Source organism: Bradyrhizobium sp. CB82 (assembly GCF_029714405.1).
GTDB lineage: Bacteria > Pseudomonadota > Alphaproteobacteria > Rhizobiales > Xanthobacteraceae > Bradyrhizobium.
The window spans coordinates 6,722,839-6,734,302 of the sequence record NZ_CP121650.1 but is presented as its reverse complement, the minus strand read 5'-3'; the positions used below and the strand labels follow the sequence as shown (position 1 = coordinate 6,734,302).

At 57.9% G+C, this 11,464-nt stretch carries 9 protein-coding genes and 1 pseudogene; 8 read left to right on the top strand and 2 right to left on the bottom strand.

The genetic code is table 11. From position 1 onward, the window contains the following. Window positions 1–38 precede the first annotated feature (38 nt). Window positions 39–272: a hypothetical protein gene (locus QA640_RS32705; RefSeq protein ID WP_283036946.1), complete on the top strand. Its 234-nt coding sequence runs from the start codon at window positions 39–41 to the stop codon at window positions 270–272. Here the strand turns inward: QA640_RS32705 and QA640_RS32700 are convergent. Further along, a complete protein-coding gene (locus tag QA640_RS32700; protein WP_283036945.1) occupies window positions 253–1,116 on the bottom strand; it encodes a PAS domain-containing sensor histidine kinase in 864 nt (287 codons plus the stop codon). The genes QA640_RS32705 and QA640_RS32700 overlap by 20 nt on opposite strands. Window positions 1,117–1,664: 548 nt before the next feature. Beyond that, window positions 1,665–2,447: a HAMP domain-containing sensor histidine kinase gene (locus QA640_RS32695; RefSeq protein WP_283036944.1), complete on the bottom strand. Its 783-nt coding sequence runs from the start codon at window positions 2,445–2,447 to the stop codon at window positions 1,665–1,667. 707 nt (window positions 2,448–3,154) lie between these two features. Here QA640_RS32695 and QA640_RS32690 point away from each other — a divergent pair. The 7 genes and pseudogenes from QA640_RS32690 (at window position 3,155) to fumC (ending at window position 11,457) form a co-directional block, all read left to right on the top strand. Beyond that, window positions 3,155–3,652, top strand: a complete 498-nt coding sequence (locus tag QA640_RS32690; RefSeq protein ID WP_283036943.1) for a DUF417 family protein — start codon at window positions 3,155–3,157, stop codon at window positions 3,650–3,652. A gap of 88 nt (window positions 3,653–3,740) precedes the next feature. Further along, the gene (locus QA640_RS32685) at window positions 3,741–4,106 is read left to right on the top strand and encodes a hypothetical protein (protein WP_283036942.1); all 366 of its coding nucleotides are present in this window, start codon (window positions 3,741–3,743) and stop codon (window positions 4,104–4,106) included. 130 nt (window positions 4,107–4,236) lie between these two features. Further along, window positions 4,237–5,004, top strand: coding sequence for an enoyl-CoA hydratase/isomerase family protein (locus QA640_RS32680; RefSeq protein ID WP_283036941.1), 768 nt, complete (start codon window positions 4,237–4,239; stop codon window positions 5,002–5,004). Window positions 5,005–5,581: 577 nt separating this feature from the next. Next, a complete protein-coding gene (locus tag QA640_RS32675) occupies window positions 5,582–7,207 on the top strand; it encodes an NAD-dependent malic enzyme (protein ID WP_283036940.1) in 1,626 nt (541 codons plus the stop codon). Between the two features lie 14 nt (window positions 7,208–7,221). Continuing rightward, on the top strand, window positions 7,222–8,568 hold the full coding sequence (locus QA640_RS32670) for an NAD(P)/FAD-dependent oxidoreductase (RefSeq protein ID WP_283036939.1): 1,347 nt from the start codon (window positions 7,222–7,224) through the stop codon (window positions 8,566–8,568). A gap of 3 nt (window positions 8,569–8,571) precedes the next feature. Next, window positions 8,572–9,525: pseudogene (locus QA640_RS32665) on the top strand (thiamine pyrophosphate-dependent enzyme); the annotation flags it as partial. Window positions 9,526–10,032: 507 nt separating this feature from the next. Further along, the gene (fumC, locus tag QA640_RS32660) at window positions 10,033–11,457 is read left to right on the top strand and encodes a class II fumarate hydratase (protein ID WP_283036938.1); all 1,425 of its coding nucleotides are present in this window, start codon (window positions 10,033–10,035) and stop codon (window positions 11,455–11,457) included. The last annotated feature ends 7 nt before the right edge of the window (window positions 11,458–11,464 follow it).

Below are 11,464 nucleotides of genomic sequence, written 5' to 3'. Positions count from 1 at the left end.
CCCCGATCTACTGCTCCCTCGCCCCGGATTTGCCCCCCATGTCGGTCGACGATGCGCTGAACGGTGGCGAGCCCTATTCCAGTGCCTTCAAACTCTTCCGGCAGGTGCAGGCGCTGAAACACACCAAAGAGCTTGTTCACATACCGCATATCAAAGCCGGCGCCGTTATCTCTCACGAACAGCTCTGCTTGATCTCCCTTTCCCTCGGCACAGCCGATCTCGATCTCGGCCCGCGTTCGCATTCGTGTGAACTTAACCGCATTGGAAATTAGAAGCACTCTCAGCATGGAACGGTCGCCGGAACAGACCGGGAGCGCCCCGATTTTCCAGATAATGTCCCGCCCCCCTTGTCTCTTGTCGGAATTCAGTGACAACCTCCTTGACGAGCTGCTCGAGATCCACAGCCGTCTTCTTGGCCTCTGCCCTTCCCATCCTCGAAAAGCCCAGGAGGTCGTCGATCAAATTGCCCATTCGTTTTGCCGACTCTAGGATCATCTTGACGTATCGATTGGTCTTGTCGTTCAGCAAAGAAGATCCCTGCTTCTGCAGCAGCTCCGCAAATCCGATGACATGGCGAACCGGCGCGCGCAGGTCGTGGGAAACTGAATAGGCAAACGATTCTAGTTCCTTGTTGGTCGCTTCGAGTTCTTCCGCGCGGTTCGCAAGTTCCTGGTTTAGTCTTGCGATCTCGCCCTCGCGGCGAGCTCGTTGTTCCACTTCGGCCTGAAGATGGTCGCGGGCTCGACGAAGATCGTCCTCAACTCGGCGTCGAACTTCTGCGAACGAGGCAACAAGCACCGCCCACGCCACGAAAACGAGGAAGTACGGTAGATCTCCGACCGAAACGTAGAGTGAGTAAATGGGCTCGGTGAAGAAGTAGGCGAAGCAGGCCGTGGATATCATCACTGCGACCGCGGTAGGCCCACTTCCCGCGTACCAGGCGGTGAGAGCGATCGACAGAGCAAGAATTGGTAGTTCTACCTCGCGCAACTGGTAGCGTTGCAATGTAAGCGCCAGTCCAAGCGCGATCGCAACGCAACCGACGGAAAAAACGTAGCGCAGGATCGGCGAGCGGATCCTATGCAATTCCGGAGTCAAGCGCGCGAGTATTTGCATCGTTACGACATGTGCGGCGTGGTTATAGTAGGAGCATTGCTGTGATTGCTTTGCATGAAAGGAGCGCACCCTGCCAACCAGTCTGTGAACGCGAAAAACCTTACCCTTCTCGTCGAGGCAAGGTCGAAGTGCGCAACGGATGGGGCCCTGCGCAAGGCCCGGCAGCTAGCAGCTGTCAACCGCTTGGTTAGCGGCTCGATTATAATGAGCTCACCATAAGCCCGCCAGTCGGCCGAGCTAATGTCGCCGCGTAGAAAAGCAGCGCCCCTCGATCAGAGCCGGTCAGTGAGGCAAGCTTTGCCGTTTAGTTGTCTGTTGCCCCGCGCGTCGACCCGTGTGCAAGCCAATTGTGTCGCGGCCGTTTGCCCAAACAGCATCTTGATTCTTCCGTTACAACGTGACGAGTACAGTTCGCCTTTCGCGTAAGCGCGTTGCGTTCCAGGCTGAGCGCGGACTGCAGCAAACCATCGTTTAGAAAAATCATCTAGGTCTTGCTGCTGACGCAGTACCAAGACGGCCCGTCTTGACGTCGTTGCGCTGCCATTTTGTCAGTTTTTTGTTGCGAGTATCGAAAATCGCGACCCTTGTGAGGGCGCAGAGTTGATGTCGACGCGATGCCCCAGGAGGCCGACGGCCTGGCGCACGATGAAGAGGCCGACGCCCAGACCGTCGCGTCGCGCCGGATCGAGACGAGTAAAGGCCTCGAAAATTCGAGGCATTTGGTCTTCCGCGATACCGATTCCGGTGTCATACACATCGATACGGATGTTCTGGCCGACGTGACGGCAACCGAGGAGAATGCGTCCACCGGGTTGCGTGTACTTGATCGCGTTGCTGATCAGGTTGCGCAGGATAGTGCTGAGAAGCAGCGCGTTGCTGTGAATCGTGGCGGTGGTCTCGACTATGCGAAGGGTGATTCCCTTTCGTAGAGCCAAAATCTTGTTCTCGCGACAAGCTTGCCGAAATATAGGCCCAACCGGCACCGGCGTTAGCTTCATCCCCTCCGCGTGTTCCCGGAGCCGCATCGCAGCGAGCAATTCATCGAGCTGGTCCCTCAACCGATCGATGGCGCTCTGGCCGGAGCGCAGCAGCCGCAGCTCGGAGTCTGTTCGAACGCCGAGACTTAGAAAATCGTGCGCGCCCTGGATGACCTGGAGTGGCTGCCGGAGATCGTGTCCCGCTATTGCAAGTAACACGGATTCGAACTCCGAGGGCCTTTGCGGATCTGCTCTGGCCGTCATGCTCCAAGTGATGGACCGTTTTGCCACCCGCTCTGTAGCGATGGTCCCGCGGGTTTCCGCTACCTTAACCAGCCCTTCTGTCTCGTGCATGGTACGCTCCTCAGGTGGAAGTGCGTTGAGGGAATCCGATCAGCGGAGAGCATGACGCAACGTCACAACGCGAGCGAGTTTAGCGTTGTAAGATGGTGTTAATTGTCGTTGCAGAGATCACACTTGCAGCGCGACGCGTCGAGTGAAAAGGCCCGACCGTTGCACTCTCGGGCGCTTGAAGGGTTGCCCTGCCGCACAAATGAGAGCGGGCTCCACGTGATAAGCGCATATCAGGCTGGACAGGAGTAGGAAGGACTGAAGGCATCTTGCCCTATCTTGCAGCCTATTTCGGCGAGGCCAGGCTCGGCACTCAACACTGCCTTGGCGACAGTGTTGCCGGCTCGCGGCTCTTGCTCCGAGCGTGCTGGCGCGTTGGTTCGTTGCCCAGAGCGACCTAGCAGAATTGGTTCTTCACCGCGATCGATGCGACGATTGAGAAGCGGTCGGCCGACAAGTCATTTCAATCAGTGTTGTCGAATGCCACCGCATAGCTAGCAGTTTCTCTGAACACTCAACGAGCCATCCTGCCACTGCCTCTCCATGCAATTTACACTTTCTTACAACGTTGAACTCGCGCAACGAGCAGGATTTTGTGAAGATCCCAAGCATTCGGGTGTGTCTCGACGTTCCGCATCAACGACACCCCAATCTACTTCCACGCCGTCGCCTAGTGCGACCGCTCGGTTGCCACGAAAAGGAGCACCACAATGAACGCGCATATGGATACCGCACTCGATCCATTTGTCGGCAAATCGCGCAGGTCGAGCCTGCTCTTGTCTGATCTCGATTACCACGTCATCCGGGCCTCCATGGTAATCATGTATTTCTTCTTCGGCTACCAGAAGTGGTGGCCGTACGAAGCCGAGCGGCTCGTTCCGTTCATCAGCAACAGTCCGCTGATCCGGTGGCTCTACCTCGTGTTCAGCCATCAGGGTGCCAGCTGGCTTCTCGGCTTGTCCGAATGGACCTTCGGCGCCCTGATTCTTGCAGGGTTCTGGGACAAGCGGCTGGGGATCCTCGGCGCCGCGGGTTCGACTGTGACCTTCATCGTAACTGTCTCGATAATTCCCTTCATGCCGAACGGCTGGGACCCCGTAGCCGGATTTCCGGCTATGACTGGCAATGTCCCGTTCCTGATGAAGGATGTCGTGCTGCTTGCGGTGTCGCTCTATCTCTTAAAGCAGGATCTCGTTCGCGTGGCGTGACGATAAACAGGAGCCTCCCGAAAACTTGCCGGCGGCTTTCTGGCAACCCACAACGCGGATCGGCGGTCTGCTAAAGAGGAGTGTCGTCGTGAGTCCTATCTCGACCCTAAGCCAATCGGCGAGACATGCCACCGCTATCGCGGCCTGTATTGTCATGATCGGTTGGTATTTGCCAGCTGCGACCGCCGCGCAAGAAGGCAGTGTGAGCGGCTTTCCCGATCTCCCGGTCCGCGGCACCACATCGAACGACAATAGCGATGCTTCAATCGGCGTCCACGATCGAAATAGCACCCTGGCGCTGACTTCGCGTTTGCCATGGCGAGCGCCGATCGGTCACCGACAACCACGACGAGCCGACATCCAGATCGATGATTCCATATCGGAGTGGGAGCGCCAACAAGATCGCCTCAACAAAGAATTGGATCGCAAGCTTATTATCTGTCGTGGCTGCTAAACGAGAAAGCGCCACACCAATGTTCCAGCTGGCGTCAGTTGAGAGGACGCGCGTGCGTGAGCCAGACTGCTCTGGAATTGGTGATGGAGAGAGCGCCATCTACAGCGTCACAACACTGAGGACATCGGCTATGGCCAAGATCGACACGTACAAGAGCGCATTTCCTCACGCCAAGCTCACTCGCTCGCCCGACGGCATTCTCGAAGTGGTGTTGCACACTGACGGCGACACACTCGTCTTCGATGGGCATACCCACGAGGAGTTCGTGGATTTGTTTCACCAGATCGGCCAAGATGCCGATAATCGCGTGGTAATTCTAACAGGCGCGGGGAAAGCCTTCATCGATCGTATCGACCCAGCGGGCTTCGATTTTTTCACGCCGCGAGGGTATGACAAGATCTACCGGGAGGGGAAGAAAGTTCTTGCGAACCTGCTGGATATTCCGGTGCCGGTGATCGCCGCCCTGAACGGCCCAACGACGGTGCATTCCGAATATGTTCTTCTATGCGACGTCGTGATCGCCACGCCAGACACCGTGTTTCAGGATAAACCGCATTTCGGGTTCGGAATCGTACCCGGCGATGGAATCCATTCGCTTTGGCCGCACCTGATCGGCTCGATCCGCGGTCGCTACTTCGTTCTTACCCAGCAGACGCTGGACGCAAAGGAAGCAAAGCAGTTGGGAGTGGTCAACGAGATCGTGAGCCGAGACCACCTGCATGTGCGGGCACGGGAGATCGCGGCCAGCATCGCGACGCTGCCACCATTGACTGCCAGCTACACTCGCGTGGCTCTCACCCAGCCGTTACGTCGCCTGGTTGATGAGAGCGTCGGCTATGGGTTGGCGCTCGAGGGCATTTCCGCGGCCGACGTAGCTCGCTCGCGAGCCGGCAGTTAACCGGCCCGTACGTCAGGCGGTCTCGCGTCACGTCCGCGAAGCGAAAGAGACTGCGCGGGCAACGCGTTCGCTTCGCCTCATTAGATGGGCCCCTGAAATGGTTTTGCTTCTCGCCGTCCGCCTGCAGGTGAAAGCGGCAAGCAGCATGCGATCTGCAGAACTATCGCCCGCGATGGTGCCGGTGCTACGATAGTATCGTGAATGTTGCTGAGACTGATCTCGCGACAGATCGTTAGTCTGGCCGTCAATCGATTAGTGTGCACACGCAAAACGACCTCTCATCGCCGAGCATTAACACCATCTTACAACATTAAACTCGCTGAGCTGGGAAGGTTGCGCGATGATTCGAAGGGTTTGATGGGCGCCACTTGAGAGAACGCGCATGCGCAAAAGATGGCATATCGTGGATTCTGCGGGAAGACCGCAGAGCGGGCTATCGCTCTTAGTACGATGCACGGAACGAATAGGGGCCACTGTTAGCGAATTCGCCAGACTGACTGTCACCCATGGCTTCCAAAGCAAACCGTCGAATGTCGTGGGGAGTGACGTCACGCTTAGTAGCGATTAGGAGTTGTTCATGATTTTGAACGCAAAAGGCTATGCATTGTTGCGCGACCCGCACACCAACAAGGGAACAGCATTCTCCGATGAAGAGCGGCGAAATCTTGGACTTGAAGGTCTGCTGCCGCCGGTGCCCGCGTCGCTCGACCACCAGATAGCCCGGATACACACGCAGCTTGCCATGTTGGACAGTGACCTGCAGAAGTATCTATTCTTGTCGGACTTGCAGGCGCGAAATGAAACTCTGTACTACGCGGTCTTGATGTCCGACCCCGCAGGGTTCATGCCGCTTGTTTACACGCCAACCGTCGGCGAGGCCTCGCAGAAGTTTGACCACATCTTTCATGCCGCCCGCGGCATTTACCTACCGATTTCGGCCAAGGGCCGTATCAAACAATTGCTTTTAAACTGGCCACAGAAAGACGTGCGGTTCATCGTCGTAACCGATGGTGAGCGGATTCTCGGTCTTGGCGATCTCGGGGTTGGCGGCATGGGTATTCCAATCGGAAAGCTCGCCCTCTATACGGCGTGCGCGGGTGTTCCTCCGGAATTGTGTCTCCCGATCACCATAGACGTTGGGACGAATAATGCAGCCTTGCTCGAGGATCCGCTCTATCTCGGTTTGCGTCAATCGCGCGTGCGCGGCGAACCGTACTGCGCCTTCATTGACGAATTCGTTGAAGCCGTGCAAGAGCTCTTCCCTAAGAGCTGCATCCAGTGGGAAGACTTCGCCAACATCAATGCTGTCCCAATCCTCGCCAAATATCGCGATCGAATCTGCACCTATAATGACGACATCCAGGGGACTGCCTCGGTGGCTCTGGCCGGTATTTATGCGGCGTTGCGGATCAGCGGCCAAAAGCTCATCGATCAGAGATTCCTCTTTCTCGGTGCCGGTTCCGCCGCAACAGGGATAGCTGAACTGATCTCGCAGGCGATGGCAATGGAAGGCCTGACCCTCCAGCAGGCGAGAAGCCGCAACAACTTGTACGACATCAATGGTCTGCTGACGTCATCGAGAAAGCTCGGGGATTTTCAGAAACCTTTCGCGATCGAGCACGCGCCGATAGGCGATTTTGCCGGAGCGATCAAGGCACTGAGGCCGACCGGCATCATCGGCGTGAGTACAGTGCCAAAACTGTTCAATCAGAAAGTTATCGAGGCCATTTCGGAAATCAACGAGCGGCCGATCATCTTCCCCTACTCCAATCCGACGTCTCGATCGGAATGCACGGCAGAGGAAGCGTATACCTGGTCGAAGGGTCGCGCGATCTTTGCGAGCGGCAGTCCATTTCCTCCACTGACCGTCGGCGGCACGCACTTCGTGCCTGGCCAAGGCAACAACGTCTACATCTTCCCCGCCATGGGCATGGCCGTCTATGCGACCGAAGCCAAGAGGGTGACGGAGGAGATGTTCATCGTTGCTGCCAAAGCCGTCGCAGAGCAAGTCGGCCAGGACAGTCTCGATGTTGGTCTAATCTATCCGCCCCAGAGCAAAATATTGACGGCTTCTTTGCACGTAGCGGCAAGGATCGCGGAGCACATATTCGATCGCGGACTTGCCCGAATAGCGCGCCCGCAAGATATCAGCCGTCTAATAGGCGACAAAGCCTTCGTCCCCGTCTACGGTCGCATCGATTAGCGCGGATCGGGGAGATGAGCAGCACCGGAGGGGCCCGAGTGTCGTCCGCGGCGTTGCCTCGCGTTGTCATCATCGGCGGAGGTTTTGGTGGCCTTACCGCCGCCAGAACCCTCAAATCGGCGCCGGTCGAGGTCACGCTTGTCGATCGCAGAAATTGTCATCTCTTCCAACCATTGTTGTACCAGGTGGCGACCGCCGCGCTTTCGCCCGGAAATATCGCCTGGCCGTTGAGGTCGGTCTTCGCCAGGCAGAAAAACGTCCGCGTCGTCATGATGGAGGTCAACTCCATCGACCCAACGAGCAAAACCGTAACCGACGGCGTAACGACGTTACCCTATGACTATTTGGTCGTCGCGACCGGCGCCACGCACGCCTATTTCGGTCATCCGGGTTGGACACCGTTTGCTCCTGGTCTCAAAACAATCGACGATGCTCGAGCTCTTCGCGAGCGGCTCCTATCCGCGTGCGAATTGGCGGAGCGGAGCGAGGACGATGAGGTCCGACGACGCTGCCTCACGACGGTTGTAATTGGCGGCGGACCGACTGGCGTGGAGATGGCTGGGGCCGTTGCTGAATTGTCCCATCGAACGCTTAAGGGAGAGTTCAGATGGATCGATCCAGGAAAAATGAGGATCGTTCTAGTCGAGGCCGGCCCGAGGCTTCTACCAGCCTTTCCGGAACGCCTTTCGGAACGCTGCAAGCGGTCGTTGATCGAGATGGGCGTGGAGGTCAAAATCGGCTCGAGTGTGACAGAATGTACCGAGCGCGGCGTGTCCCTTGGACCTGAACGAATCGACGCTGCGACAGTGGTGTGGGCGGCAGGCGTTCGGGCTTCAAGGGCGGCGCAATGGCTTGACGCCGAACACGACAGCTCAAATAGGATCATCGTACGGTCTGACCTTTCCGTGCCGCCGCACGAAAACATCTTCGCCATCGGAGATACGAGTGCGGCGCAATCTGGAGGAAGGCCGGTTCCCGGGTTGGCCCCGGCGGCAAAGCAAATGGGCCGGTATGTAGGTCGCCTCATTGCAGGGCGTGTCTGCAACGGGGTGAACTCGCCCGCCTTTTCGTACAAGCACCAGGGTGATCTGGCGGTCATCGGTAGGAAATCGGCCGTGGTAGCCATGGGCAAGTTGCGACTGTCCGGAGTTGTCGCGCTGATGTTCTGGAGCCTCGTCCACATCCTCTTTCTCATCGGCTTTCGAAGCAAGATCGTCGTCGCATTTGATTGGCTCTGGAGCTTCGTGACGCGCCAGCGAAGCGCACGGCTGATCTCGGATGGCGCTCCAGGGCATGCCATTGGCCCGCAGGCGACAAGAGGGGCCTTCGTCGCGAAATGCGAACAGCAGAGCAGGAGCTAGCAGATGGCATATAAGGCGGCCGACATCATCAACGAGAATCTCAGCTCGATCGGCGTACGCCGCGTCTACGGAATCGTCAACAACACTCTGCTTCACGGAATCTGAGCGGCGTTGCGGAGACATCGCGTGGCGTCACACGCGTCATTAGGAAGCCGCAGCCGTTCAGCAGGCGGGCTCGCCGTGTGCCAGCAGCTGTGGACCAGGAAAATCTCCACTGATCAACGGGCTTTCGATTGCCACCGCTCTCGCGTTCCCGTCCTCGCAATCGCAGCGCAAATTCCATCGAACCTGCTCCGCGGGCGGGGATGAGCAGGTGCGCATGACGAGGTGATTGCGTTGGCTGAGCGCCAGGGTGCGCCGATCGTCAACGCGCTTGGCGGCAAGTAGCACACCGAGTGGGAAAAGCCCGTACGACGTCAGAATGACCGGGCTGATCGGGTTCTCATCGGACTACGGAGCGATGCTGACCTGCGACACGCTATTGATTGCCAAGCACCGGTCGTCCCTACCGGCAGTTCTATCCGACGGATGCCAAGATCGCGCAGATCGAGTTGCGTCCGGAGAACCTCGGCAGGAGAACCCGGCCCCGACCCGGGTCTTGTCGGTGACGGCAAAGCAACGCGTGCCGCGCTCTTGCCGAAGCTCGACGGCGCTCATCTCGCTGCGTCCCTCGCGAGCTATAAGGAGGTTCGCGCAGGCCTGGAGGATCTTGCGGCGCGTGTGGCGGGACCAACGATCCATCCATAATATCAGACGCCCCTGATTAGTGAGCACGCATATGAAAATGCGGCTTTCACCTACGATGTTGGAACTCCGACGATCTGGGCCGCGCGCGACCTTCGCATGAACGGCAGACGCCGCATGATTGGCTCATTGGCGCGCGGCTCGATGGCGAACGCGCTTTCGCACGCCATTGGCGCACAAGTCGCTTTTCCCAAGCGCCAAGTCATGAGCCTTATCCTCGACCAAAGATGTCGCGAGAGACCGACGATTAACACCATCTTACAACGTTAAACTCGCTCAGCTGCCAAGACTGAGCGACTCTCTCCAGGCGAGATGCGTACCAAGTGCGCAACGGAGATGTGCACTTGAGGAGCGGATGGAGGGACATCACGCTCGGGCGATGCGGTAAGCGCGAAGGAAACACACAGGAGTAAATGGGGCTTCGGTTGGACGACGTGGCGGACGACGCGGTCGGCATCTAGCCGAACAATGCAGGCGAAGCATGGTCGGCCATTTTACGGTTTTGCAGGCGTATTGATCCGCTGCTTCGTGTCGGGAAGCATGACTTTGATGGTACATCGATCGATGTGGAGAAATCAGACCCTTGCCTAAGCTGTCGTCGACGCCGTCTGAGCGATGCTGGAGATCCCGCGGAGGCGCGATCCGCAAAATCGTCGGCGGCAAATCGTCGGCAGAGCGCGAGCCCATTCGTATGCGTGAGCAGCCAAGAAGGAAACGCACATGACCGACTTTAGGAAAGAAAGCGACAGTCTCGGCTTGGTCGAGGTACCTGCAGACAAGCTGTGGGGAGCGCAAACGCAGCGATCGCTAGAGCATTTCAGCATCGGCACGGATCTGATTCCCCGCGAGATGATCACAGGTTATGCGATTCTGAAGAAAGCCGCCGCCAATGCGAACAACGCGAGCAGGCGGCTCGACGAAGCGAGCCACAGACTGATCGTCCAGGCATGTGACGAAATCCTGGCGGGCCAACATCACGATATGTTCCCGCTGCATGTCTGGATGACAGGCAGCGGCACGCAATTCAATATGAACGTGAACGAGGTGATCTCCAACCGCTGCAGCCAGCTTGCCGGCACGGCGCTTGGCAGCCACACACCAGTCCATCCCAACGATCACGTCAACATGGCGCAATCGTCGAATGACTCGTTTCCCTCGACGATGAACATCGCAGCCGCCGTAAACGTAAAGCAACGCCTGATTCCGGCGGTGGCAGCACTGCGCGATGCTATCGCCGTCAAAGCCAAAGAATGGGACAACATCGTCAAGATCGGCCGCACGCACATGCAGGACGCGACCCCATTGACGCTGGGCCAGGAATGGTCGGGCTATGTGGGCATGCTGACGGACGACCTGGAGCGAATCGAAGCGGCCCTGCAGAGTGTCTATCGGCTGGCGCTTGGCGGCACTGCGGTAGGTACCGGCATCAATTCGGCTCCCGACTTCGCCGAGGCGGCGGCAGCCGAAATCGCCAAACTCACCGGTCTCCCCTTTGTGACCGCGCCGAACAAATTTACCGTGCAGGGTGCTCACGACGCGCTGGTGCAGTTATCCGGCACACTCCGGACGCTCGCGGTTTCGCTCTACAAGATCGCCAACGACATCCGACTGATGTCTTGCGGGCCTCGTGCGGGCTTTGCCGAATTATTGATACCGGAGAACGAGCCTGGCTCATCGATCATGCCGGGCAAAGTAAACCCGACCCAGTGCGAGGCGCTCACCATGATCGCGGTGCAGGTCATGGCGAACGACGTCGCGGTCGGCTTTGGTGGGGCCGGCGGATACCTCGAAATGAACGTCTACAAGCCGCTGATGATCTTCAACATCACTCAATCGATTACGATCCTGAGCGACGGTTGCGTCAACTTCCGCAAATTCCTAGTGGAGGGGTCCAAGCCCAACCTGAAGAAGATCAATGAATATGTTGAACGTTCATTGATGCTGGTGACGGCGCTCGCGCCGGTGATCGGCTACGACAAGGCGTCGAAGATCGCGCATTACGCCATCGACAACGATCTGACGCTGAAGGCTGCCGCGCTCAAGCTTGGCTTCGTCAACGAAGAAGAGTTCGACCGCGTCGTTGATCCTGCCAAGATGGTGAAACCCTACGTCGCGACTGCGGCGAGGGCATCTGCCGCAGGCTAAAAGGAGA